Raw genomic sequence first — 25,641 nt, forward strand, 5'->3', positions numbered from 1 at the left:
CAAGATTTGTCTATGCACAGCTGCTGTAAAGCGGCATAGCTGTTAAATGCTCTAACCACTATCATACCATGTTTGGTGTGAAAATGAACCCATATTATTCGTTTATTAAATCACTTGCTGTGATCAGCACCTCTCGAGGCTTGCTTCCTTTTGCCTCAGAGATCATGCCTTCCGCTTCCATCATGTCGATCAGCCTTGCCGCACGATTGTAACCGATTCTGAATCTTCTTTGCAGGCTTGAAGTGCTCGCACTGTTTTGCTCTACAACAAACTCACACGCTTCGTAAAACAGTTCGTCCTCTTCTTTCAGGGCTGATCCTTGTCTTACGAGCTCTTCTTGTTCAAATAAATAGGTCGGCGGCATTTGGCTTCTGACGTGGGAAACGACGCGGTCGATTTCCCGGTCTGACACAAAGTTACCTTGCAGACGGACCGGTTTTCCCGATCCGTTTTCCAAAAAGAGCATATCTCCTTTTCCGAGAAGCTTTTCTGCACCGGCTATGTCAATAATTGTTCGGGAATCAACCTGGCTTGAGACAGAAAAGGCGATTCTCGTTGGGATATTCGCCTTAATCAGTCCTGTTATGACATCAACTGACGGACGCTGAGTTGCGACGAGAAGATGGATACCGCACGCTCTGGCTTTTTGGGCGATCCGCGCAATGCTTTCTTCCACATCGTTTGGAGCCACCATCATCAAATCTGCAAGCTCATCAATAATGACAACTAAATATGGCAGCTTTTCACCCATTTGGTGTTCAGCGGTTAATTGATTAAAGCGGTCAATGTCGCGTACACCGGAATGGGCAAACAGCTCATAACGCCGCTCCATTTCCTCAACGACCCATTTTAAAGCAGCGGTAGCCGCTTTGGCGTCAGTAATGACCGGGCTGACGAGGTGAGGAATTTTATTGTAAGGGGCCAGCTCTACCATTTTCGGATCAATCAGCAGCACCTTTACCTCACTCGGGTCAGCTTTATAAAGCAGGCTGACTAATATTGTATTGATGCATACGCTTTTTCCGGAGCCTGTAGCGCCGGCAATCAAGCCATGCGGCATTTTCTTCAAGTCGATAACGACAGGATTTCCTGAAATATCTAATCCCAGCGCAGCTGTGAGCGGTGACTTGCTTGTCCTGAAAGCTGAGCTGCGAATCATCTGGCGCAAATCAACCACCTTGCTCGTGCGGTTCGGCACTTCTATTCCGATCGTGTTTTTCCCCGGAATCGGCGCTTCAATCCGAATATCTCTCGCTGAGAGACTGAGTTTAATATCATCGGACAAGTTGGTGATTTTATTCACCTTTACACCTGGTTCAGGATGCACTTCAAATCTCGTGACAGACGGACCCTGGGTTACATGGACCACATTGGCGCGGACATTGAAATTTTTCAAGGTCAAATCAAGAAGCTGACGCTGTTCTTCGATCCACGCAGTATCATCTTGAACCTGCGCTGGCGGGACATCAAGCAGTGCAACATTCGGAAATACATAGCTGCCGCGGCGCTCCTCTGCTTTTTGCTGTTTATGCGTATCTCTTTTCAGCATCATCACATTAAAAGGAACGGATGGCCCTTTTTGAGAAGATGCGCTTTGTTCGGTCCTTTTCTCCTGTACACCAGGCCTTTTTTTCGGCTCTTCTGAAGCTTCGCGAGGTTTGTCTGCGCGAATTTCCTGCCGGTTTTCAAGAGTTGCAGAAAACGATTTGGAACCCTGCTCCAAGCGTTCAGTTTTCTCAAGCTCTGTATGGCTGTCTGGCTGAACATCTATCTTCGTTTCCTGAGCCTCTCCCAGGATGTCATAATGATTATTTATTATGCTGTCTGATGGCTCTTCTGATTCTTTTGCCACAGTTTCTGCTTGAGCCAGAGCCTCTGATGAATACCCATGATCAGTAAATAAAGGCTCTTCCTGACGAATGTCCATTTGTTCTTCTTGAACGAACGGGGACTCAGCACCTTCTGCCGCGTTTTCATGATGATTGTATACTGGGCTGTCTGACGGCTCTTTTGCTTTTTCATCCTCAGATACTGCCTCTGTCTGAGATTCAGGAGCTGTTTGCTCTTCATCAAGTTCAGCGGAGAAAACAGGCTCTTCAAATTTCTCTGACTGCTGCTCCCTTTGTTCTTCCTCAGCCGTTGCAGGCTCTTCGCGACCTACTTCACTGTCTGAAAGCCCTTCAGCCGCCGTATCTGTGAGCATCTCAGGCGGTGTTTGCTCTTCGGGATGTTCAGCTGGGAAGGAAGGCTCCTCTTTTTCCGGCTGTTGAACGCCTGACTCAAATGACACTTTGTTACCTGACGGCTCGGCTGGCCGTTTCGCCAGCGCCTCATCATGCTCCGTATCCTTTCTGTTTAAAATGCCAGAAGGCTGTTTTTCAAATTGGGTATCCGGGAAGAAAGGACTTTCTTTTTTGGAATGCGCCTGTGTGTCTGAAGCAGGATAGCCGCGTTCACGTTCGATCTCTTCTGACAGCAGTGTTACCTTCTCTTTTACCGATTTATCCGGTTCGTTCAATGTTTCAGAAGGCTTTTTCGGCACATCCTTTTTAACAGATGGTTTTTGATTGAATCCATAGACAGGCGAAGGGATATTTGTCGGTTTAAACGGTTTCTTCGCCGGCTCTGATGCTTGATATGTATGCTGCTCTTCTTCATTTCTGGGACGCTCTCTGTAAGGTGCAGCACTTGGACGAGGCGCGGATTTCGGTTCGTCCGATGGTGTGCGGCGCCTTCTCAGGTCATGATTTTTGTATCCGTCAGGCACGACTGGAAAACGGAATTTGCCTTTTGGATATTCATAATATATTTTAGGATCTTCCAATCTTTTTAATTGTCCTTCAGGATGATGTACTTCTTGTTGCTGCGGAATTTGAGCGGGTTTTGTCTCCCGTTCAGCATCCTCTTCGCTTTCGCCTAAAAACAAATCAAAAAATTTATGAAGCCAACTCATAATTTATCTCTAACTCCCTTATAGTTTTCTGGGACGGTTTTTAGTATACCACTGCTGGTCGGCCCAGAAAAGATTAAGCTATCAGCAGAAACAAAGCCGCTAAACAAGGGCTTAGCGGCTTTTCACATGATTCGTTTTTTTTGGCGGATTTATGGGAGTCTAAAACTGAAATGCGTCTCCCGCCTCATAGTCTCCTTCTAACACAAGGATGCCTTTTTCAGCAGGGGCATCCGGCAAATCAAGCTCTTTCGCTGAGCAGATCATTCCGCTTGACGGAACGCCGCGAAGCTCTGCATCCTTAATGACAAGTCCGCTAGGCATCACAGCACCGACTTTGGCAACGACAACTTTTTGGCCTTGGTCAACGTTAGGCGCGCCGCAGACGATCTGAAGCGTTTCTTCTCCTACGTTGACTTTACATACGCTTAATTTATCCGCATTCGGATGTTTTTCTTTTGATTCTACATACCCCACAACAAACTTCGGAGATAAATCAACGACTAATGTTTCTTCAACGCCGTTTCTGTTTAAAATCTCATTCACGTCTTGCACGAATGTTTCTGAGAGCGCAACAGGGCCGTTTTCATCAATGGTCAAGTAAGAAGACGCATTGAAAATGTTGAAGCCCGTTGTTTCTTTTGTTTCGTTATTGAAAATTTTGACGACGTTGCCGTGTTTTTCATAGCCTAATTGTTCGCGTGTCACATCTTGAAGAGAGATCAGGAGCGTGTCTCCCACACCTTCTTTATTATAAAAAGCGTTCATAAGTAAAAATCCTTTCTAATCCTTTTTCGGACGGCTTTTCGCCAGGATAAACACCGGTTCCAGCTTTCCTTCATTGTACAAAAATGAAAGGGCGGTAATCGGGACGGTGCCGCCTGCAAAGAAGCTCATCGACATTTGTCCTAGAATATCATACCCCGATTCATTCCGGATGTCAGCAAGAATCAAAACGTCCTGATGAGGAACAGAGATCGCCAGCTCACCTTCTGCATGCTGCTTATACTCATTTAAGATCGCTTCGTTCAAAATCCGGCTTGCGTCGTATCCGTCGTTTGCCCTGAAGAAATAAAAGTAATTGCCGGCAACCGTATCCTCTTTGACAACCGTCGGCAGGGAACGGAGATTAAATGCGGCCGTCTCTCTGATCCGCTCTTTTGTCCAGTTTTCTTTCTCAAGCATGCGCTGGTCAATTAAACGGTAGGTTTTCCCGAGATCTAGCGCGTAATAAATTCTTGTCTCTGCGGTATGATCGTCATAAATGAGCGGAATATCTTCGCTGGACTTGTCCGGGAAGGAAGTCGAGCGGATGACCGGATAAATGCGAGTTTCTTTCCCGGTCATTTCCTGAGCCTTCCCTTCCATTGCCGTCATCGCTTCGGAGACATAGTACACGATCTCATCAATGGCTTCGTCTTTTTTCAGTTCCCATTTTGCAATAATCGGCGGCAAATCGAGCGTAATCCCTTTTTTAGTCGTTTGATCCTCAACACGGAGGGTGTCTTTTTCTCTGTCAAACAGAAAGGAGCGATTCTCGTGCTGAAGGCGCTGTTTCAGTATATCTGACAGCTTCCTTGAGGTCATTTTCAAACCGACGTCCTCCTTTACGCTTTAGCGAGAGAGTCTGTTAAAAACTGTTCAATTTCTTCTTTTGTTTTGCGATCTTTGCTCACAAAACGATTTACTTCTTTTCCTTCATTAAACACCACAAAGCTTGGGATTCCGTAAATTTCCCACTCTGCACATGTATCAATGAATTTGTCACGGTCAACGTAGTAGTAGGTGAATTCAGGGAAATTCGCTTCCAGTTCAGGCAGGAAAGGCTCTACAAAACGGCAATCCGGGCACCAATCGGCTGAAAACATAAATACAGACCAATCATCCTTTACCGCTTTTTCCAGCTCTTGAGTTGATTCAATTTTTTTCATTTCATATCCCTCCAGTTGTTTATGTTCTTACATGTTTTTTATCGATACTCGTCCATTTGGATCATACCAAACTGCTTGAGGCAAAACCACTTATATGCAACGAATGAATATGTAAGATTGGCTTTCCCATTATCATTATCATATTTTATTTGCATTATCAAGCTCGTTTCGTTTAACATCGTGTACATGAGGGTAAAAATTACAGATGGACATACATAAGGAGGGATTTTTATATGGAGTTTATCGTCTATTTAGCAGGAGAAATCCACAGCAATTGGCGCGAGGAAATTAAAGAGAAAACAAAATCACTGAAGCTCCCGATTACGTTTGTTGGCCCGATGGAGAATCATGACCGCTCAGACAATATTGGTGAAGAAATTATGGGCGTACAGCCAAATGCCGTTTTAAAAGATGACAAAGCCTCTGACATCAACAACTTCAGAACCGCCGTCCTGATGAATAAAGCAGACTTTGTGATCGCCCTGTTTGGCGAAAAGTACAAACAGTGGAACACGGCAATGGATGCATCATATGCGATCGCAAAAGGAAAACCCCTGATTATCATCCGGCCAGAATCGCTCCACCATCCTTTAAAAGAGCTTTCCAATAAAGCGAATATTACGGTTGAAACCGTTAACCAAGCCATTAAGGCTCTTTCCTATCTATTTGAAACAGAATAAGAAAAAAGCTTGTCGATCCGGGCCTACTGCTCGTTCAACAAGCTTTTATGAAACCTACATATTTTCTTTAATCGCATCAACCGTCTGCTTATCGCAGGCTGTTACAAGTTTGATGAGCATTTCTTTAGCAGCAGCATAATCATCAATATGAATGATAGAAGCGTTTGTATGAATATAGCGGGAACATATTCCGATAACCGCTGACGGCACACCGCTGTTCGAAATATGAACCTTGCCTGCGTCTGTTCCCCCGCCAGATACAAAATATTGATATGGAATATCATGCGTTTCAGCCATATCAAGAACGAATTCCCTCATTCCGCGATGCATGACTGTCGTTCTGTCAAGAATGCGAAGCAAAAAGCCTTTTCCAAGCTGGCCGAATTCATTTTTGTCTCCGCTCATATCGTTTGCCGGGCTGGCGTCAAGGGCGAAAAACAAGTCCGGTTTAATCATATGAGAAGCTGTCTGCGCGCCCCTTAGCCCTACTTCTTCCTGAACCGTTGCACCCGCATAGAGTGTATTCGGAAGCTCTTTACCGTGTAATTCCTTCAGAAGTTCAATGCTTAAGCCGCATCCATATCTGTTATCCCATGCTTTTGATAAAATTTTCTTTTCATTAGCCATCGTCGTAAACGGACAAACAGGCACGATCTGCTGTCCCGGTTTAATGCCGATTTTGATGGCGTCTTCCTTATCATCCGCTCCAATATCGATCATCATGTTTTTGATATCCATCGGACGGTTTCGCTGTGCATCTGTCAATAAATGCGGCGGTATGCTTGAAATCACACCCGGAACCGGCCCGTTATCTGTTTGAATTTCAACCCGCTGCGCAAGCAAAACTTGGCTCCACCAGCCTCCGAGCGTCTGGAATCTGAGCAGCCCATTGTCTGTAATGGATGTCACCATGAAGCCGACTTCGTCCATGTGCCCGGCTACCATAATTCTCGGTGCGTCCTCTGCGCCTCGTCTGACTCCGAAAACACTTCCCAGTCTGTCCTGAACGATGTCATCGGCATATTTGGCTAGCTCCTGCTTCATAAAAGCACGAACCTGATGCTCATTGCCCGGCGCGCCGGGAAGCTGCGTCAGTGTTTGGAAAAGCGCTTTCGTTTCTTGATTCATGTTTTCCCCTCATTTCTATGTAGTCCTTTTATTTTATTAGAAACAATGAAGTTTTCCAAGCACCCTGACCCAATCTGCTCGATCAGCCGCGTATTGCTTAACAGGATTTGGCTGTTTCTGTATAATGAAAAGTACGATCAACCAGGAGGTGCTTTATTTTGAAATTGCGTCATCTTCTTTTAGGAGCAGGACTTGGAATTTGTACGGCTGTCGTTGTGAAACAATATGTGATGAAGCCTTATATTTCTTCAGAAAAAGCGCTTCGCATTGTAAAGTCTGCTTTTAAGCAGCGGGGCCCGATAGACGGATCATGGATTTACACCCAGCCGGAGCCTTACAATATTAACGGAGAAACGGTACAGGTATACAAAACCGGCATTACACGATCAGCTTTCGGAGAATTAGAACAGTATGAAGTCATGGTGGATGCGAAAACGGGAGAAATTGTTGATGTCATTGATACAATCGCCTCTTAACACCGGACAAGCAAAAAATAGACGCCGCTGCCTACGCAGCGGCTCTTTTTTATTATATCGCGCGAATCGGTTTGTATACCGGATACCACATCGCATCCTGCACTGCCTGTATAATGTCTTCAGGCTCTTCCGCAGCGACGCCTTCCTTCATTGCGGTTTTTGCAACTTCAACAGCAACGGTTGCCGAAACAGTGCGCAAATCTTCAACTTTTGGAAGCATCGGCTCGCCAGGCACCCCGACATTGACCATACCTGCGATTGCCCGGGCACATGCTTCAAACATGCCGTCGGTAATTAATTTTGATTTGGTAACAATCGTTCCAAGACCGAGACCAGGGAAGACAAGCGCGTTGTTTGCCTGCCCGATATGATACGTAACTCCGTTATATTCAACTGGCGGGAACGGGCTTCCTGTCGTAATCAGCGCACGGCCTTCTGTCCATTCAATTAAATCCTCCGGCTTTGCTTCAGAAAGAGTTGTCGGATTTGACATTGGCAAAATCGCCGGCCGTTTCACATGTGACGCCATTTCTTTTACAATTTCTTCAGTGAAAGCGCCGGAAACCGTAGATGTGCCGATCAGGATCGTCGGTTTCGACTGCCGGACCACTTCAAGAAGATCAATGCCTCCGCCGTCTCCGTTCCGCTGATAATCCTTCACTTCATCAGCCGAACGAGCATACGGCTTTTGGAAATCAAGAAGCTGATCCATATCATCTGTTAACAGCCCGTTTCTGTCTATGCACCAGAAGCGCTTGTATGATTCTTCTTCACTCAGTCCCTCGCGCACCAATGCTTCCCGCAGCTGTTCGGCTATTCCGATTCCTGCCGTTCCCGCTCCGAATATAACAACTCTGTGATCTCTCAGCGGAACTTTAGACGCTTTTGCACAGGATAAGACTGCGGCCAAAGAAACAGCGCCAGTTCCTTGGATATCATCATTGAAGGTACACACTTTATCTTTATAGCGTTTCAAAATGCTTCGCGCGTTTTTCGCCCCGAAATCCTCCCAATGCAGCAATGCATTCGGAAATGTTTCTCTCGCCAGCGCAACGTAGTCGTCAATAAATTGGTCATAGCGTTCCCCGCGCACTCTGGAATGCTGGTTGCCGACATAAAGCGGATCGTTCAAGAGGCTCTCCTGATTTGTCCCCGCATCTAAAACAACAGCCAGCACTCTGCTCGGATCAATGCCCGCAGCCGCTGTATAAACCGCCAGCTTGCCAATAGAAATCGCGATTCCTCCGACGCCCCAGTCACCGATTCCTAAAATTCCTTCTGCATCAGTTGCAACAATTAAATCGATCGTATCGCTTTGATCTTTATACTGTTTAAATGCTTCTTTCATACCGTCCGGGTCATCGATTGACAGATAGAGCCCTCGTGGTTTTCTGTATTCATGGCTGTATCTCTGAATTGCCGTTCCGACTGTCGGTGTGTAGACAATCGGGAGCATTTCTCCTAAATGGTCATTTAAAAGGCGGTAAAACAACGTTTCATTCCGATCGTGCAGCGCCGTTAAATAGACATTTTTACTCAAATCGTCAGGCTGTGCGGAATATTGTTCATACGCTCTTTTCGCCTGATCATCAATTGTTAATACCTTGGGCGGCAGAAAGCCTTTTAAACCAAGTTCTTTTCTTTCTTCCTCAGTAAAAGCAACACCTTTGTTCAAAAAAGGAACAGAGAGCACTTCAAGGCCTCTTAATGTTGTTTGAATGTCTCCTTCGTTTGTTACTCTGAATTGTTTCACCCTGCCTCTTCCTTTCTGAGCATAATTAGTACTAGGTTTGCATTATTAGCCGGAAAACATGCAGGGTAAACATAAAAATATGCTATTGCTTCATTCGCTTAACTGACTTTTTGATGCTTCCGTCCTCCTCCCATTGAAGGGCGCGATACTCGGCATCATGATAAAAAATAAACCAAGCGTCTTTTTCTGCTGCGAACGCCTGCCATTTCTGCTTTTGCGGGATAGAGGTCATCGGATAATCATCGTAAGCCAGCACCCATAGCGGATTGCGGTGGGCATGTGTCGGCATCAGATCTGCCATATGTACGGCAGTTTCACCCGCATCCTCGCATATCAGGACACTGTGTCCGTCGCTATGGCCTCCGGTGTGATGCATTGTAATACCCTCTGTGATCGTTAAGGTGTCTTCAAAGGTTTTGACTTGGCCAGCTACAGCCTCCCAATTTTCTTTCCAATACGTATTTTTCGACCTGATATTCGGATGGCGCATTTCGTCCCATTCAACAGCTGATGTATAAATCACTGCATTCGGAAAGACAGAGACGAGCCGTTCACCTTCATATTCCGTTAAACCGCATGCATGATCAAAATGAAGGTGTGTCATTGCGATCACATCTATATCGGCAACCGTTAATCCGAGTGCAGCTAATGAGGGTTTCACATTCGACTCTTGTGTCACGCCATAGTTTCGTTTTTGTTTATCAGTCAGCTTGCCGGACCCAATTCCGGCGTCAACGATGATATTGAGCCCATCCTTTTGAATCAAAATAGGGTCTGTCCTTAGTTCAATCTGGTTTTTTTCATTGACTGGATATTTTTTAGACCAAAGCGGCTTTGGAACGACGCCGAACATGGCACCTCCGTCCATATGCGTCACGCCCCCGTCAAGCCAGGTCAACGTGATATTACCAATTTTCATTGTTTCCATTTTCATCCCCCCTGTCATCATGGTAGCAAACGGTCCATAAAAAAAACAGACTCCTGTCAGAGTCTGTCTTTACGTTCTCCATTCAACCTCAGCCCGATAGATCGGCTGGCCGAGTGCAGAGAATTTTTCTTCATATTCTGTCATAATATTGCCTTCCAGATTGCTGTTATGCAAATCGAGACTGACGTATGTCAGCAGCAGGCCGTACTCAGAGAAGCTCTTCAAAGAGTACTCAAACAAACCTCGGTTGTCCGTTTTAAAATGAATCGATCCGCCTTTGCCCATTACTTCTTCATATTTTTTGAGGAAGTGGGAATATGTCAGGCGGCGTTTTTCATGCCGTTTCTTCGGCCAAGGATCAGAAAAGTTCAAGTAGACCCGTTTCACTTCCCCCGGCTCAAACACATCCGTCAGCGTGTCCGCATCTATATTCAGAAGCTTTACATTCTGCGCTTCGCTGTCTTTTACTTTTTGGACGGCTGTCACGATGACGCTTTTAAATAACTCAATACCAATATAATTGATGTCGGAATTTTGTTTGGCCATACCAGAAATAAATTGGCCTTTTCCTGTACCGACCTCGATATGGATCGGATTGTCGTTGCCAAACACTGTGTTCCATTTCCCTTTATAATCAGCAGGATTGCTGATGGCAATATCTGCGTTTTCAGCCAAAAAGTCATCAGCCCAAGGCTTGTGGCGCATTCTCATATGATTGACACCTCTATCTATTATTTCGACTAACAACATACCATGAATTAAAAAGACCCGCAAGCTCGTTTTTCCAGTGTATCTCTCTTAAGGCCGAGCGCATAAAAAAAGAGGGTCCCGTCTGCTGGAACACTCCTTTCACATGTATAAAAACGCTCTGTTTTGAACAATTTAACCCGTATGATACTGAAGGGAAGTGTACCGTTATGGGTTTACATTATGAGCATCAAGTTCATTTATTGAAGGATATATTGACTGACCATCAATTGGACTGCTGCGGAACAGTCGCAGAGTACGAGCAGCTTGAGCGTGTGATTAAATCACTGATGGCAAACACCGAGCTTGATTCAAATTTCAAAAACGTGCTTGAAGATGTTTACCGCTACAGCCAATCAGGAATATCGTCCAAATCCATCGACTCACACATACAAGAGCATCAGAACAGCCTGTCTCAATGGGTAGAGCAAATGGATTCGTATTCCTGATTAATCAACAATTCGTTTCATGAGGATATGCAGCTCTTCCATTGCATCATGAAATTCCTTATCATTTCCTTTTGCTTTATGCCAGGCAATGAAAGTAATTGTTTCAGATAACACATACCAAGCCATTCGCAACCGAAGGCTTTCTGTCAGCTCTATGCCGTACATGCTCAGCCAGCTCTCCCAAGCTGGCTTTTCGACGTAGTGGTACAGCAAAGGCCCGAGGTCCATCGCCGGATCAGCGATCATGGCGCCGTCCCAGTCAATTAAATACAGCTGGTTGTCTTCAGACAATAGCCAGTTATTATGATTGACATCACAATGGCAAACGACTTTCTCACCGAAATGCACTTCATGCAGGTGTTCTTCCAAATACTTGATCCCTTCTTGAATCAGCGGCGAAGATTGCTGCACAGCAAATACAGCCTGCTTCAGCTGAGACAAAAGAGCCCCCGGGTTCAGCGGTTCTTTTCCAAGTCTCTTCAGCATGTCCAGCAAGGCTTTTGATGTGTGTATTTTACGAAGCAATTCAGCAACGGGCCGTCCGCTCATGTCTTTAGGCTTCAGCTCTCTGCCGGTCATCCAGTGCTGGGCCGTAATGACGTCCCCATTTTCCATCCGTTTTGTCCAAACCAGCTTCGGAACAATGCCTTCGGCGGATAAAACAGCTAAAAAAGGTGAGCTATTACGTTTTAAAAAAAGCTGCTGCCCGTTATGTTTCGCATAATATGCATCTCCTGTAGCTCCTCCGGCGGGGAAGATCTCCCAATCGCTACCTAGTAATTGTCCCAACCAGTTCATATCAATGTTCAACCCATCATTTCTTAAAATATTTTAGAATTAAGGCTAATCGTTTCTAGTCTATCCAGCGAATGCCTTTTTCGTACGAATCGTATAAAAATAAAAAAGACAGCTATTGAGAGTCTCATATGCTAATCAATAGCCGTCCTTTAAATTTTAGCGCTATAGCACAAACTTCGTCAAGCAAAACTCTTAAGATCTGATGCTAAATATAAGATAACCGTTCCGATGCCGTTTACTGCAACCGTTTTCTTGATTTCTGCCGGGTCTTCCTGAAATCCTGATGGATCACATAAAAGCCGATAAGGTATGTCGTTTGGCAGCCTCCACTCGACGGAGGCTGGACTCGCGTGATGGATAACAATGATATCTTTCCATTCGTCAACCTCGTCAAGATCATAAAGCCTGTATGCGATAAGGTGTTCTTTTAGCGTCAAGCATTCAAGATGGCGCCGGATGTCTGCAGCGGACCTAAGACGGAATGCAGGATGCGCTTTTCTCAGCGTGATCAGCCTGCGGATATAGTGAACATCTTCTTTGAACGTTTCACGGCGATCCCAGTCGAGCTGGTTGATGCTGTCACTGGATTGATAGCTGTTTTCCACTCCCTGCTTCGTCCGGAAAAATTCCTGGCCGCTGTGAATAAACGGCACCCCTTGGGCAAGCAAAATAATCGCGGCTGCAAGCCTTTGCCTGCTTCGCTTTCGGCTGTCATTTTCTTGAGGAAGCGCGAAGCTCATTTTATCCCAAAAGGTGTGATTGTCGTGTGATTCGATATAATTGATGGACTGGCTTGGTTCCGGAACAATCGGTGCTAATGCCTTCCATCCGGAAGACCCGGCAATTCCATGCATCACAGCTTGTGCTGATTCACCGCTGCCGAGCGCAAACCCTGCTGCCATAAGGTGAAAGGTGTTCCCTTTTACAGCGTCACGAAACATATCATTAAAAAAACCGATGCCCGGCATTCTTGGCGCGTTCGCCAAAGCAGCTTTCTGTTCATGCGGCAGCGGTGTAGCCAGATCCCACCCTTCTCCAAAAAGCAGGATTCCGGGCTTTGCCTTAGTTGCTTTCTCTTTCATATAAAGCACGGTGTCAATATCTAAAATGCCGAGGAGATCAAATCGGAAGCCGTCGACATTGTATTCTTCAAGCCAATAGACCACGCAATCTGCAATAAACTTTCTCGCCATCCTTCTTTCTGATGCAATATCATTGCCAACGCCGGTGCCGTTTGACGGCATCCCACATTCGTCGTGCCGGAAAAAGTAACCGGGCACTGTCTTTTCAAAGGGTGAATTCTCGCGATTATACACATGGTTAAAAACAACATCCAGAATGACTCGCAGACCGTGCTGATGCAGGGTATTGATCATGTGTTTCAGCTCTGTTTTTCTCGTTTGAGGATCATGAGGGTTTGAGGCATAGCTTCCCTCCGGGGCAAAGAAATGAAGCGGGTTATATCCCCAATTGTATGCATCAAGCGGCTTCTCTTCATCAACTCCGGCAAAATCATTCACCGGCAGAAGCTCCACATGTGTAACACCAAGCTCTTTTACATATGCCAGTCCCGAAGAACTGCCATTTGCGGTTTGTGTTTCAGTTTCCGTCAGCGCTAAATATTTTCCCTTGTTTATCATGCCGCTGTTTTCATGGATGGAGAAGTCGCGAAGATGCGTCTCATAGATGACGGCATCCACAGGGTGTGAGAATGGTTTAAGCGGAGCAGTCCATTTCATTTGATCCTGGCGCAAGACGACGCCCTTCTCTCCATTTACTGTCACAGCCTTTGCATACGGGTCAACGGTTTCCATCCATTCTGAATTGTTGCAGATGGAAAACAAATACTCATATCCGTGAAGGTCACCTGTGACCGTAACGGCATAGACGCCTTTTTCCAACCGAGTCATTTGGAATGTGCGCCCGCTTTTATTGGGGTGTGAAAGCTTGACAGCAGCTGAGGTTGCAGCAGGCGCCCATACTTTAAATAAGGTATGATCCGCGGTATAAACGGCGCCCAGCTCTCCGTCATAATAAAATTCGTCATCAAACGCAGCCGTCCGGATGACCGCGCCAATTTGGAGATCCGTTTTGTGGCCGCTGGATGCTCTGACGCAATGGATTTTTCCAAATGTCACAGGATGGTCGGATACGCAGATGTACTTGTATTTTGCTTCAAGGGAGTATTCCTCCCTGACAGTCAGAGGAAAAACTGTTGTTTCTGTCTCAAGCCGAAACGGCGGTGTCATGATTTCCTTTTGTTCAGCAGGAATCAGAACAGTAATGATATTCATGTCATCGACATACGCTTCGAAGCTGCGGCGGATGCTGACCATCGGAAGCTCTCTCCTTCAAACACGTTTATGTTTTGATCCTTAGGGGTGAAGGACTAGATGCCAGACGAAACGGGGTAGTGCCCATGATTTCTCCGTCAGCATGGAACGGGATTTTGTCCTTCGTGTAAAATGTAATGTCCTTCGCTTTAAACATCGTAACGCCATCCATCTTTGTATGTTTTCCAAATGCCATGAGACATAAAAGCCAATATTTTTTCAAAAACGGCTGGTTTTCAACGATTACGATATCAAATGTCTTCTCGCGCGGATTTGCTAGGGGCGCCGCCTTCATGCCTCCCCCGTAAAACGGATGGTTGGATACAACGGCAAACCAGACATCATGAAATTCGCGCGTCTCGTCTTCCGTCGTACAAGCTAACGTAAACGGCTTAAAGGTTGCCGAAGCGTGCAAATGAGAAAGCGGATACACAAGAAATCGAAGGCGGAGAAAAAGAAAAACCCGTCTCAACGGAAATTCCATCGCCTTTTTATTGACATATGCGTCAAACCCGATCCCGATATGATTCATAAAATAAAGAATCTGTGATTTATCCTGAAGGAAATTGACGCTTCCTAAATGAAAGGTTCTTGTTAACGGGCGCTTTACCTTCTTGATTTCCTGAATCAGATCGATTTTTTTAATAGAGAATCCTCGCGAAAAATCATTATACGCGCCCGCCGGCACAAAGCTCAGCTCAATATCGTCAACATCTTTCAGCCCGTTGACAACTTCATGCATGGTTCCGTCTCCGCCAATGACGATCAGGCGCTTCAGCTTATATTCTTGTATCGTTGAAATCTGTCTGGCGAGCACCTCGGCGTGTCCCGGATGTTCAGTTAAAAATGAACGGTGCTCAACCTTTCGTTTGATCAATTCTTTTTGAATGGACTTCCAAACACGCAGGCCGTTTCGATGTCCTGCTGTCGGATTAATAATAAAAAACCAATGGCTCATCTTTCTCACCTGCTTATGTTATGAGAAAACCGCTCAAATCGTTCTCTTTTACTCCAGCCACTCCTGTCTGCGATAGGAGTCAGACATGCAGTAAGACAATAGAGCCTTTGCAGCCTTTAACTGATGATGTTTGATCGGCGCAGTGTTTTTCTTCTGCCGTTCAATCCATTCTTCCGCGCTCCGCTTATCCGCTATTTCTAAGCCGTATGGCGGCTCCGGGTAATCGATGTACGATGTTCTGCTCAGAAGCAATTTTCGAACTGGAATCTCAGCCTGTTTTTCCTTTACGATCTTTGACACAACCGAGTCCGTACGAAACAGGCTAAGCCCTGGATTTAACACTGATGCAGTCTGAGAGGCTGTTTTCTTGTCCCAAAAACGATTTTTAGACCCTATGTAGACACTGTCTTCCTCAGCCTCTAAAAAAGAAACGCAATAAATTTCCAGAGGAGAAATAATCACAATGCTTAATTCAACCGCCGCCTGCTGAATTTTCAGCACAGGCTTATACATAATAAAATAAGAATCAGGCAGCTGCTGGGTCAGATAACGCAAAATGCGGTCCTGCTTCACCTGGTTTGAGAGTTGAGATATTTCTGAAAGAGTAGAGCTGGCCCATTTGAGCTGAAAATCATATAAATGTCTTTTATAAAAAGAAGCAAGCGCCACCCTGCTCTTCGGGAGCCTTACATGAATATCTTCTTCGTCCTCAAACCATTGGTGTCTCTCTTCTTGTATATCGGCTTTTATCTCTTCTTTTCTTCTTTTCAATGAAAATTTTTTTCGTTTCTGCACCGGTTCCGGTTCTTCAGCACTGGCTTGCCTTTCTTCATGCTGGCGCTCCGCTGCTTCTACTAGTGAAAGCCAGCGCTCTTTTTTCAGACGTACAAACTGGTTGATATAATGGTACGGATCAAGCTCATATCTCGATATATAATCATGAATTTTGATGATTTGTGCCATGTTTGTTTCTCCACTCCGCAATGAATTAAGATAATTGAAATTTGAATATTTCCTCGTATTTTGGTGATTGGTTCAAGTGTATTTGAAAGAGCGAAAATCGTTCAGCCACCATCGAAACCTCGCCGCTTTCAAACGGAACATGAGCTGGAAATCCATCTTCGCCTGTCCATTTTCTTGCCAGCGTCATATGAGGATGATACGGTCTTTTTTCCACTTGAAAGCCGGCCTGAAGTACAGCCTGCTTCGTATGTTCCCGCAGTCTATCAAGCGTTTTGTTTTTCTTTGGCTCCAGATGTAAAACGCGCGGCCTTCTGCGGTCGCCAAATACATCTATCTTGCCAAACTCAATTGAAAATGGGTCAATTTCTGAAGCAATCTCTGTTAGCGAACCTTCTAGCTTCTTTATTTGAGTCTCATCCGCCGCTCCGAGAAAAATTAACGTGATATGATAGTCAAGCGGGTGCACCCATTTTTGAAACGTCAATATCGGTTCGTTTTTCGCAGCCTGGTAGATCGGATTTGCAATTCCCTCAGGTATGGGAACGCCGATGAAATAATGAGGCCGTATATCTGGCATCCGTCTGACACTCCCTTCTTTGACAGCTATTATTTTATCAATAAAGAGGCTGTGCGGATAGAGGAACAGTGTATGAAAACACTCTCGCACAAACGTTTATTATGTTAGGATATTATATGACACTTGTTTTATTCAGAAAGGAATGACAATGTTGAAAATCGTTGCAAACACAGCTGATCTGATAGGAGATACACCGCTAGTGAGATTGAATCGGCTTCAGCCGGAAAATGCGGCACAAGTCTATTTAAAGCTTGAATTTTTCAATCCGAGCGGCAGTGTGAAAGACAGAGCCGCTTATCAAATGATCATAGAAGCTGAACAAAACGGTTTACTCAAGCCGGGATCAGTTATTATAGAGCCGACAAGCGGAAATACCGGAATCGGGCTCGCCATGAATGCGGCAGCACGCGGATATAAAGCAATCTTAGTTATGCCTGATACGATGACGAAGGAACGGATCAACCTACTTAAAGCTTACGGTGCAGAGGTTGTATTAACTCCCGGAGAGGAAAGAATGCCGGGCAGCATCAAAAAAGCGAAGGAGCTTGCCGAACAAATTCCGAACAGCTATATTCCAATGCAGTTCGATAACACTGCCAATCCTGATGCGCACCGGAAAACAACAGCGCCTGAAATCGCCCGGGCAATAGAGGAAATCGGAAAACCGCTCGGCGCTTTTGTCGCCTCCTCTGGAACGGGCGGAACCATTACCGGAACAGGTGAGGCGCTCAAAGAGCTTTTTCCGGATATCACGGTTCATGTTGTTGAGCCAGCGGGTTCGCCTGTATTATCCGGCGGAAAACCTGGCGCGCATAAACTTGTAGGAACGAGCCCAGGCTTTATACCGCCGATTTTAAATGAAGACGTTTATGATGAAATTATCAAAATCTCTGATGAAGACGCGTATACGACGACAAGACGGCTTGCTGCTGAAGAAGGAATTCTTGTCGGTCCTTCATCAGGCGCTGCCTGCTTCGCGGCAATCGAAACAGCGAAACGCCTCTCTCCTGACAAAGTTGTGGTCTGCATGACAGCTGATACAGGAGAACGGTACTTATCAACTGATTTATGGTCATTTATTTAAAAAAAGGACTGGCTTCAGCAGAAGCCGGTCCTTTTATTTTGCAAGCTCGTAAATTGCCTGAGCATATAACGCTGTCGATCTCAGCAGGTCATCAATTTCGATATATTCATCCTTTTGGTGTGCGCTGTCAGGGCGTCCGGGGAACAGCGGGCCGAACGCGACACCGGCTTTTAAGGACCTCGCATATGTCCCCCCGCCGATTGAGATTAAGTCAGCTTTTTTACCCAGCTGGCCTTCATAAACCTTTTGCAGGGTTTTGACTAACGGATGATCTGCGGACACGTGATGCGGCTTGCTGTCTTTGAATTCTCCCAGCTCAAATTCAGATGCGCTTTCGAATGCATCGCGGATCGCTTTGCTTTCCGCTGTCACAGGATAGCGGATATTGATCCCGAGCTCGCCTCCTTGCCCTTCTTTATAGCGCAGTGTTCCGACATTTAATGTCAGCTCACCGCTGATTTCATCCTCACAGTCGATGTCCAGTTTTTTTCCTCTTGTATCACCTGAGAACTTATCTGTCACAACTTGCACAAACCGCTTTCCTGCATCGTCAAGCTCAGTCTGCTGGAGAAATTCGCACAATAAAATGCCGGCATTGATCCCATTGTTCGGTTCCATCGCATGGCAGGAAAGACCGTACATACGCAAAATGAGCTGTCCGTTCTCTATTGCAGCTTCCCCTTTTTGGTCCGTCGTGCGGAGCATGTCTTTAAATGAAGACAGAATCTCTTCTTTTTTCGGCCCTTCAATGACAGCTTCCGCAGCGTCAGGCACCATGTTTAAACGAAGGCCTGATTGAAACGAGACAAGCACTGCCTTTGGTTCTGCTTGATATGGGCGGTGCGGAATAAGTAAAGAAGCATCGATGATACCTTTTTCCGCATTAATGATCGGAAAATCGGCGTCAGGCGCAAAGCCCATTGTTGGCATTTCTTCATGCTTGAAATAATGCTCTACGCATCTCCAATCACTTTCTTCATCTGTTCCGATAATCATTCTGACTCGCTTGGACAGGGGCAAATTCATGTCTTTCACGATTTTCAGCGCGTAGAATGCCGCCATTGTCGGGCCTTTGTCATCAATGGCGCCCCTTGCATAAATCCGTCCGTTGCGGATTTCAGCTGAAAATGGATCACTCGTCCACCCATCTCCCGGCGGCACGACGTCAACATGGCAAAGTACGCCGATAATGTCATCGCCCTCCCCCCATTCAATATGACCTGCGAAGCCGTCAAGATTTTTTGTTGTAAAGCCTTCTTTTTCTCCAAGCTCCAGCAATGAAGTCAGGCTGGCATTTACCCCTTCTCCAAACGGTTTACCGGGTCCGGCGGTTGTTTCGTCCATGACACTGTTGATTCTCAAAAATTCCTGCGTATCACGAATTAAATCCTCTTTTTTTCTGATCACTTCAACTTCCCAGTTCATAATGATCCCCTTTCCGCAAGAAATGACTTGCAAAAACCAAATAAAACGAATAATATTAATGGTGTTTTGTTAAAACGTTCGTAATTGGAGGATACTATGTTTCATCTAAAAGAGCAGCAAACATCCATAAAGCAAGAAATCATAGCAGGGCTGACGACCTTTTTCACAATGGTCTATATCGTCGTGGTCAATCCGGTCATTCTGGCTAACGCCGGGGTTCCTTTCGACCAGGTGTTCACCGCAACGATTATTGCCTCCATTGTCGGAACGCTGTGGATGGCCCTGGCAGCAAATTATCCGATTGCTATTGCGCCCGGCATGGGCTTGAACGCTTATTTAGCCTTTCATGTCGTAAGCGCAAGCGATGGCGGCATCACGTACGCAACAGCTTTCAGCGCAGTATTTACAGCAGGGGTTCTCTTCATTATTCTATCGTTAACGCCTTTAAGAAAACAACTTATAGAAGCGATTCCAAACAATTTAAAATACGGGATCACAACAGGGATCGGGCTGTTTATTGCTTTTATCGGTTTGCGTCAAGCGGGCATTGTGGCAGCTGATGAGTCAAACCTGGTCACTCTCGGCAATCTGCATTCACCTGGTGTTATCTTAACGCTGGTTGGCCTTTTGATCAGCGTGGTCCTGATGGTGCTGAATGTAAGCGGCGCTTTATTTATCGGAATGGCAGCTACCGCTTTGATCGCCTTTTTCACCGGTCAGCTCCATTTTTCAAATGGATTTATGTCGCTTCCTCATTTGCCGGAAGGATTGATGATCTCAAATCCATTTACCGCTTTTGGCGATGTCATTCATCACGGCCTGTACGCTGTCGTCTTTTCTTTTCTATTAGTCACAATTTTTGATACGACAGGCACGATGATCGGAGTTGCCGAGCAAGCCGGGCTGATGAAGAACAACAAGCTGCCAAACGTGCGAAAAGCGCTGCTTGCTGATTCAACCGCGACGACAGTAGGAGCTGTTTTCGGCACAAGTCCGACGACTGCATTTATCGAATCTTCGGCCGGTGTCGCAGCCGGGGGAAGAACGGGGCTTACAGCTTTGACTGTCGCGGTGATGTTTGCGGCTTCTATGTTTTTCAGTCCGCTTGTCAGCGCCTTGTCAGGTATAGCCGCCATCACCTCGCCTGCTTTGATTATCGTCGGCAGCCTGATGATGGGCTCAGTTTCCAATATGAACTGGAAAGAGATGGACGAGGCATTTCCTGCGTTTCTCGTCATTCTAGCCATGCCTTTGACATCCAGCATTTCTACAGGAATTGCGCTTGGCTTTATTTCGTACCCAATAGTAAAAGCGGCGCGGGGAAAATGGAGAGAGATTCATCCGCTCGTCATCGTTTTCGCCATTCTGTTTTTCATCCAGCTGTTTATTTTATAATGCATACAGAAAAACCCAAACGTCGCCGTTTGGGTTTTTTATGTAAACAATAAAGAGACAGCGGCCGCTAAAAAACAACAGGCGGCAAACGCATAGTGCAGGATGTTGATACAGCTTTTTCTGGCCCGATAATAATCATCACTTTCCTTATCGGTGCCAATTAAAAAAGGGGCATCCATGACCTTGTCAAAAATAAGCGTCAGGATATAACGGCAAACCCCTGTATATACCAGCAGCGCAATCACCTTCAGCCAAATTGGGGAAACAAATATGAGAACGGTGAAAGCTGACAATAGCATGTACATCTGCCTCGCATACTCGCCATTCCTCAGCATGACTTTAAAAAACAATTCCTTATAGCCTGTGCAGATCGTTCGTCTTTTAAATATCCTTTTTGAATTACGGTATAATAACGGTTTTCTTCTCATCCTGTCTTTTACTTTTGGCATTTCTGCCTCCTGACTCATCATCATCACAAGTCCTGCAAGGGCAAGCCTGCTTTTTTTCTCTTCAGTCACCTCAGCTTCAAAAGCCGTGAACGAAGCTGTCTTTTTCAAACTGCGGATAACTGAGAAAAGCAAAAATAAAATGCCAAAAAGCGCAAGCAAGTGCCGCTCAGTAAAAACAATCAGGATCGCAGAACCAGCAAAAAGAATAGCTCTGACAAGGATATCGCCAATCCATCTCGAAATAGAGCGCGGCTTTCTGATCCTGTCTTGCTTTAAGGATAAAAAGACTATATGAAGGCCAAACAAATAACACAATAGAGCAGCGCTTTCTGCGAATGTGATGTGAACAAAATGACTGATAAGGGGAAGGACAATAAAAAAGAGAAGCAGCCATTTAGCCATCGTGACCAGAAAAGAATACAAAAGCGCGTACCGTTTGAGCTGATAGATGATTTCTTTCTTTTGCAGCAAAAACACTTTGTCCGCTTCCATTAAAAATGTACGAATCGATCCTGTAAACATGATCAGCCCACACACAGCGTACAGCCATCTCCACTCCGCCACTTCAGACCACTCATAAAGAAGGCCTCTTCCATTCATCAAATCAATATACTGATAGATGACAAAAGCAATCGCCGGCAAAACGATATAGAGAGCGACTGTCCAGTCAATGACCGCATGCAACACTTTAAACTGATACTTGTAATAGTCAAACAGCCTTTGAAAAAAGAGCGTACGCCCGTTCATGGCCGATCACCTTGAACTGCCTTATAAAAACAGTCAAGCAATGACTGCCCCTCTAATCCGGTCTTGTCCTGAATATCTTTTAACGTGCCTTGGAGAAATAATGAACCTTTCTCAATCATATAAAACCGGTCACAGATTTTTTCCGCGGTATCGAGTACATGCGTGCACATAAGAATTCCGGCTCCACGTTCTTTTTCAGCCTTAAGCATGTCCACAAAGCGTTTCGTCGATATCGGATCAAGGCCGATAAACGGTTCATCAATCACATACATATCCGGCTTAGAGAGAAAGGCCTGGATAAGCATTAGTTTTTGCTGCATGCCCTTCGAAAAGGTGACAGGCAGCTCATGTTTGACATGATCAAGCGAAAACGTCTGCAGCAGGCTTTGGGCCCGATGCGCAAATTCCCTCTCTTCGATGCCGTGGAGTGTGCTGATCAGATCCAAATGCTCCCACAGCGTCAGTTCTTCGTAGAAGGACGGATGCTCCGGAATATATGCAAATGAACAGTCGTTCCAGGCAATATGCCCTTTAAAATCTTCTGAAAGGCCGAGTATCGCCTTGATTGCGGTGCTTTTTCCGGCGCCGTTAGCTCCGATCAGTCCAACTAGTTCCCCTTTTCTGACTTCCAAAAAAACATCGGTGAGCACTTTTTTTCGGCTTGTATACCCGGCCTGTTCTATTGAAGCTTCAAGCAAATTTGTCAAAACTCACCCACCTCCAAAATTTACTACGAAACAGAATAAAAAAAGTTTCTTTAACCATAATAATATTGAGCCGAAATACATAGTAATCCAACAAGGATGGCTGCCCAACGCGAATTGGAAAAAATTAATAGGAGTTATCCCTAGATTCATCACTGCAATATCGTGTATAATGAGGGCGAATTATTATAACAATTACAGATGTCTGCCTTTGTTGCTATTTCGTACGCAGTTGATAGTCGTGAGTTGTGGTTAGTCAAGTCCATCCGATCTTATGATAGGGAGTGGTTTTTTGAAACCTTCAACAAACCGTATGCTAACTCGAATCAAATCAGTTTACATGTTTATCCAAGAAAAAGGTCTTGTGACAACACAGGAACTGGTTGACGAATTCGGCATTACACCTAGAACGATTCAAAGAGACTTAAATGTGTTGGCATATAATGATCTTGTTCATAGTCCAAGCCGTGGCAAGTGGGAGACAACGAGAAAGAAAGTAAAGATTACCTCATAAATTGAAAAATTACATAGGGCCGCCTGAGAGCGGCCCGATAGATAACAGGGCGAAGAAACTACTGAGCCTTGTTTTTGTGTGCTTATAAATAAAACCCCGCATTCGGTATGCGGGGTTTTTGTCATGCTTGCGGCTCATTGAGCAAATGAAGCTCTTCCTCTGTCAGCTCACGGTATTCTCCGGGTTCCAGAGCGGGATCTAGGGAAACGCGTCCCATCGAAAGCCGCTTCAGATAAATCACTTCATTGCCGACAGCCTTTGCCATTTGCTTGACCTGATGATATTTTCCTTCTGTTATTGTCAGGTATATCACGGTATTGCCACTGTCGTTTGTTTTAATTTCCGCTTTCGCCGGCTTTGTTTTATAGCCGCCCTCTATGTAGACACCCGTTTCCAAATCGGAGATGTCTTCCCGAGAAATCTGTGATTTTAAATGGACTTCATACGTTTTTGGAACATGCTTTTTAGGAGAAAGGAGCCGATGTGCGAGCTGCCCGTCATTTGTGAGCAGCAAAAAGCCCTCTGTATCTTTATCAAGCCTGCCGGCTGGAAATGGCTCAAATCTCATCTCCTCCGGCGTCAGCAGATCGACCACTGTTTGCTGCCGGCTGTCCTCAGTCGCCGACAGCACACCCTGCGGTTTATTCATCATAAGATAAATGAACTCTCGATAATCAACCGGTTCCCCGTATACGGTCACCTCCTGCGTATCAGGATCAACGTGCGCCTTTACATCTTTGGCAGGTTTGCCGTCGATCATCACGGCTCCAGCCTTCACAACGGCTTTGACTTCTTTTCTCGAACCATACCCGCTGTTGGCAAGCAGCTTATCAAGTCTCATTCCCAATCTCTCCTTTATAAAAGAAAGCCCGCAGCATGCGAGCCCTCAGTTTCATCATATCTAGTTCATCAGCCTGCATGTCTGCCTTTCCTTAAGAAACCTGGCAAACGGCGGCCTAAAATTTTCTGCAAAAATCCTAATCGGTAGCCGCAATACAGGTAGACAGCTCCGCCAACAGCGGCCGCGATCACCACAACAATCGCAGCTTGCAGCTGGCCATCCTGATAGGAAATAAAGAAGCCTAATACCCACTGCACGATTTTCACGGCAATACCCATAATGGCTGATAAGACCAGCATCAAAACAGTTCGTTTAACTAGTATCTTATACGAATAGCCTGCATGGCGCTTAATCATGATAAACCCATATAAAAGGGAAGCGATATATCCAAGCGCCGTCGCTAAAATCGCTCCGTCAGCCTGCATCAGCTTGATCAGCGGAACATTCAGCACAAGCTTGATCACGACGCCAATCACAAGGCTGACAACCGCAAATTTTTGCTTATTGATGCCCTGCAAAATGGCTGCGTTGACTGTAAACAAAGAGAACAGAATTGCGACTGGCGAATACCATAGCAAAATGTTTGCCCCCAGTTCAGGGTGAAGGCTCTCTGACCCGTAAAAGAACGTATACGTCGGTCCTGACAATAGAGAGATCCCGACAACAGCCGGAATAATTAAAAACAGGATCGTCTGCATCGTTTGATTAATCTGCTGATTTAATAGCTTATAGTTTCCGCTTGTAAACGATTCAGTAATCGTTGGAATTAATGTCAGTCCGAAAGCAGTTGCTAGGGAAACCGGGATCATCACGAGCTTCTGAACATACAGGGTTAGAATCGCAAGCATGTCCTGGCTGATGGCTTGATGACCGGCTTCAATCATCGCTTTGTTAAACGTATTTGTATCAATATAGTTATACAAAGGGATGGCTAGTCCGACAAAAACGTACGGAGCAGCATAGCTGAACAGCTCGAAAAACATTTTCTTGTAGCTTAGGTTTGCTGTCGGACCCGTATTCGGCATCATCGCCAGCAGGCTGCCCTTCCGTTTGTTCCAATAAATATAAAGCACGACCAGCCCTCCGAAGGCACCGATCAGCGCTGCGAAGGTTGCATAGCCCACAGCGATGACAAGGCCGCCGTTGAAAACCTTCAAAATCAAGAATGTCGCACTCAATAGAAAGATGATGCGGACAATCTGTTCAACGACTTGGGAAACAGCTGTCGGACCCATCATTTGGTGCCCTTGAAAGAATCCGCGGACAAGGCTCATAATCGGTACGACCAAAAGCGCTAAGCTGACCATGCGGATGACATAAACGACATGATCAATTGTCAGGCCGTTATTATCCTTGCCTCCCAGCGATATTTCCGCAAACATCGGAGCCGATAGATACAGAATGAAAAAGGCTATCATTCCTGTGACGAGCATAACCGACATGCCCGCCTTGAGCATTTTCCTGCTTGTCTCATAATCCCCTTTTGAATTATATTTGGAAACAAATTTAGAAACAGCGGCCGGAAAGCCCATCGTAGCAATATTCAAAAATAAAGTGTATTGGTTGTATCCGTATTGAAATAATGCACCGCCTGTCGCCCCGACCATAATGCTGAAGGGAATTAAATAGACCATCCCCAGAATCCGCGATATATATGTACCGAGCGTTAATACAAACGTGCCTCTTAACAGTTTGCTTGACATGTTTCTTCATCACCATTTTCTACGAAGATTCAACTTTTCTATTTTACCACAACTGGGCATTTAGACGGTAATAAATACAAAAGCAATCCTGTGAACATTCATGTCCGC

Annotated in this window: 25 protein-coding genes; 6 read left to right on the plus strand and 19 right to left on the minus strand. The window is 45.5% G+C overall.

Going from position 1 to position 25,641, the window contains the following annotated elements; all coding sequences use genetic code 11:
* Nucleotides 1-94 precede the first annotated feature (94 nt).
* The 5 genes from sftA to AC0OMU_RS15510 form a co-directional block, all read right to left on the minus strand.
* Nucleotides 95-2,953 carry a DNA translocase SftA gene (sftA, locus tag AC0OMU_RS15490; protein WP_474241281.1) on the minus strand — a complete coding sequence of 953 codons (2,859 nt, stop codon included), beginning with the start codon at nucleotides 2,951-2,953 and terminating at the stop codon, nucleotides 95-97.
* Between the two features lie 159 nt (nucleotides 2,954-3,112).
* Nucleotides 3,113-3,718, minus strand: a complete 606-nt coding sequence (ytpR, locus tag AC0OMU_RS15495; RefSeq protein ID WP_198878563.1) for a YtpR family tRNA-binding protein — start codon at nucleotides 3,716-3,718, stop codon at nucleotides 3,113-3,115.
* 15 nt (nucleotides 3,719-3,733) lie between these two features.
* Nucleotides 3,734-4,543 carry a DUF1444 domain-containing protein gene (locus AC0OMU_RS15500; RefSeq protein ID WP_009967991.1) on the minus strand — a complete coding sequence of 270 codons (810 nt, stop codon included), beginning with the start codon at nucleotides 4,541-4,543 and terminating at the stop codon, nucleotides 3,734-3,736.
* A 14-nt stretch (nucleotides 4,544-4,557) separates the two neighbouring features.
* Nucleotides 4,558-4,881 carry a thioredoxin family protein gene (locus AC0OMU_RS15505; RefSeq protein WP_003229265.1) on the minus strand — a complete coding sequence of 108 codons (324 nt, stop codon included), beginning with the start codon at nucleotides 4,879-4,881 and terminating at the stop codon, nucleotides 4,558-4,560.
* Between the two features lie 38 nt (nucleotides 4,882-4,919).
* Nucleotides 4,920-5,036, minus strand: coding sequence for a hypothetical protein (locus AC0OMU_RS15510; RefSeq protein ID WP_004399150.1), 117 nt, complete (start codon nucleotides 5,034-5,036; stop codon nucleotides 4,920-4,922).
* Nucleotides 5,037-5,114: 78 nt separating this feature from the next.
* Between AC0OMU_RS15510 and AC0OMU_RS15515 the strand changes: the two genes are divergently transcribed.
* Nucleotides 5,115-5,561 carry a YtoQ family protein gene (locus AC0OMU_RS15515; protein WP_003229263.1) on the plus strand — a complete coding sequence of 149 codons (447 nt, stop codon included), beginning with the start codon at nucleotides 5,115-5,117 and terminating at the stop codon, nucleotides 5,559-5,561.
* Between the two features lie 54 nt (nucleotides 5,562-5,615).
* On the opposite strand, the gene AC0OMU_RS15520 is transcribed toward AC0OMU_RS15515, so the two are convergent.
* The gene (locus tag AC0OMU_RS15520) at nucleotides 5,616-6,689 is read right to left on the minus strand and encodes a M42 family metallopeptidase (RefSeq protein WP_014480574.1); all 1,074 of its coding nucleotides are present in this window, start codon (nucleotides 6,687-6,689) and stop codon (nucleotides 5,616-5,618) included.
* A 158-nt stretch (nucleotides 6,690-6,847) separates the two neighbouring features.
* Between AC0OMU_RS15520 and AC0OMU_RS15525 the strand changes: the two genes are divergently transcribed.
* Nucleotides 6,848-7,165: a PepSY domain-containing protein gene (locus tag AC0OMU_RS15525; protein ID WP_014477682.1), complete on the plus strand. Its 318-nt coding sequence runs from the start codon at nucleotides 6,848-6,850 to the stop codon at nucleotides 7,163-7,165.
* A gap of 52 nt (nucleotides 7,166-7,217) precedes the next feature.
* On the opposite strand, the gene AC0OMU_RS15530 is transcribed toward AC0OMU_RS15525, so the two are convergent.
* The 3 genes from AC0OMU_RS15530 to trmB form a co-directional block, all read right to left on the minus strand.
* Entirely contained in the window at nucleotides 7,218-8,918 is a 1,701-nt protein-coding gene (locus AC0OMU_RS15530) for an NAD-dependent malic enzyme (RefSeq protein WP_474241282.1), read from the minus strand.
* An 82-nt stretch (nucleotides 8,919-9,000) separates the two neighbouring features.
* Nucleotides 9,001-9,846, minus strand: coding sequence for a YtnP family quorum-quenching lactonase (locus AC0OMU_RS15535; RefSeq protein WP_014477683.1), 846 nt, complete (start codon nucleotides 9,844-9,846; stop codon nucleotides 9,001-9,003).
* 69 nt (nucleotides 9,847-9,915) lie between these two features.
* Entirely contained in the window at nucleotides 9,916-10,557 is a 642-nt protein-coding gene (trmB, locus tag AC0OMU_RS15540) for a tRNA (guanosine(46)-N7)-methyltransferase TrmB (protein ID WP_047183040.1), read from the minus strand.
* Between the two features lie 206 nt (nucleotides 10,558-10,763).
* On the opposite strand from trmB, the gene AC0OMU_RS15545 reads away from it, so the two are divergent.
* Complete coding sequence (locus AC0OMU_RS15545; protein WP_003237926.1) at nucleotides 10,764-11,042, plus strand: YtzH-like family protein; 279 nt, start codon at nucleotides 10,764-10,766, stop codon at nucleotides 11,040-11,042.
* Here the strand turns inward: AC0OMU_RS15545 and AC0OMU_RS15550 are convergent, their stop codons facing one another.
* From AC0OMU_RS15550 to thpR, 5 genes are all read right to left on the minus strand, one after another.
* Nucleotides 11,043-11,840, minus strand: coding sequence for a phosphotransferase family protein (locus AC0OMU_RS15550; RefSeq protein WP_009967993.1), 798 nt, complete (start codon nucleotides 11,838-11,840; stop codon nucleotides 11,043-11,045).
* A gap of 179 nt (nucleotides 11,841-12,019) precedes the next feature.
* Entirely contained in the window at nucleotides 12,020-14,176 is a 2,157-nt protein-coding gene (gene pulA / locus AC0OMU_RS15555) for a type I pullulanase (RefSeq protein WP_474241283.1), read from the minus strand.
* A gap of 25 nt (nucleotides 14,177-14,201) precedes the next feature.
* On the minus strand, nucleotides 14,202-15,131 hold the full coding sequence (locus AC0OMU_RS15560; RefSeq protein WP_003229243.1) for a diacylglycerol kinase family lipid kinase: 930 nt from the start codon (nucleotides 15,129-15,131) through the stop codon (nucleotides 14,202-14,204).
* Nucleotides 15,132-15,179: 48 nt separating this feature from the next.
* Nucleotides 15,180-16,094, minus strand: a complete 915-nt coding sequence (locus AC0OMU_RS15565) for a hypothetical protein (protein WP_015384395.1) — start codon at nucleotides 16,092-16,094, stop codon at nucleotides 15,180-15,182.
* 25 nt (nucleotides 16,095-16,119) lie between these two features.
* Entirely contained in the window at nucleotides 16,120-16,671 is a 552-nt protein-coding gene (gene thpR, locus AC0OMU_RS15570; protein WP_063335785.1) for an RNA 2',3'-cyclic phosphodiesterase, read from the minus strand.
* Nucleotides 16,672-16,819: 148 nt separating this feature from the next.
* Here thpR and cysK point away from each other — a divergent pair, with 148 nt between their 5' ends.
* On the plus strand, nucleotides 16,820-17,755 hold the full coding sequence (gene cysK / locus AC0OMU_RS15575; RefSeq protein ID WP_003229237.1) for a cysteine synthase A: 936 nt from the start codon (nucleotides 16,820-16,822) through the stop codon (nucleotides 17,753-17,755).
* 33 nt (nucleotides 17,756-17,788) lie between these two features.
* On the opposite strand, the gene pepV is transcribed toward cysK, so the two are convergent.
* Nucleotides 17,789-19,180, minus strand: a complete 1,392-nt coding sequence (pepV, locus tag AC0OMU_RS15580; RefSeq protein ID WP_181220044.1) for a dipeptidase PepV — start codon at nucleotides 19,178-19,180, stop codon at nucleotides 17,789-17,791.
* Nucleotides 19,181-19,276: 96 nt separating this feature from the next.
* Here pepV and pbuO point away from each other — a divergent pair, with 96 nt between their 5' ends.
* Nucleotides 19,277-20,575 (plus strand): hypoxanthine/guanine permease PbuO, encoded by a 1,299-nt coding sequence (gene pbuO, locus AC0OMU_RS15585; RefSeq protein WP_474241284.1) that lies wholly within the window; start codon nucleotides 19,277-19,279, stop codon nucleotides 20,573-20,575.
* A gap of 38 nt (nucleotides 20,576-20,613) precedes the next feature.
* Here pbuO and AC0OMU_RS15590 read toward each other — a convergent pair whose 3' ends face one another.
* The gene (locus AC0OMU_RS15590; RefSeq protein WP_474241285.1) at nucleotides 20,614-21,771 is read right to left on the minus strand and encodes an ABC transporter permease; all 1,158 of its coding nucleotides are present in this window, start codon (nucleotides 21,769-21,771) and stop codon (nucleotides 20,614-20,616) included.
* Nucleotides 21,768-22,478, minus strand: coding sequence for an ABC transporter ATP-binding protein (locus tag AC0OMU_RS15595; protein WP_015714539.1), 711 nt, complete (start codon nucleotides 22,476-22,478; stop codon nucleotides 21,768-21,770). The genes AC0OMU_RS15590 and AC0OMU_RS15595 overlap by 4 nt, the downstream gene beginning before the upstream one ends.
* A gap of 289 nt (nucleotides 22,479-22,767) precedes the next feature.
* Here AC0OMU_RS15595 and AC0OMU_RS15600 point away from each other — a divergent pair, with 289 nt between their 5' ends.
* Nucleotides 22,768-22,989: a DeoR family transcriptional regulator gene (locus AC0OMU_RS15600; protein WP_003152337.1), complete on the plus strand. Its 222-nt coding sequence runs from the start codon at nucleotides 22,768-22,770 to the stop codon at nucleotides 22,987-22,989.
* A 121-nt stretch (nucleotides 22,990-23,110) separates the two neighbouring features.
* Here the strand turns inward: AC0OMU_RS15600 and AC0OMU_RS15605 are convergent, their stop codons facing one another.
* Nucleotides 23,111-23,830 carry a pseudouridine synthase gene (locus AC0OMU_RS15605; protein ID WP_474241286.1) on the minus strand — a complete coding sequence of 240 codons (720 nt, stop codon included), beginning with the start codon at nucleotides 23,828-23,830 and terminating at the stop codon, nucleotides 23,111-23,113.
* A gap of 68 nt (nucleotides 23,831-23,898) precedes the next feature.
* Entirely contained in the window at nucleotides 23,899-25,533 is a 1,635-nt protein-coding gene (murJ, locus tag AC0OMU_RS15610) for a lipid II flippase MurJ (RefSeq protein WP_014480588.1), read from the minus strand.
* Between the last annotated feature and the right edge of the window lie 108 nt (nucleotides 25,534-25,641).

This window comes from Bacillus sp. FAU18, assembly GCF_056033885.1.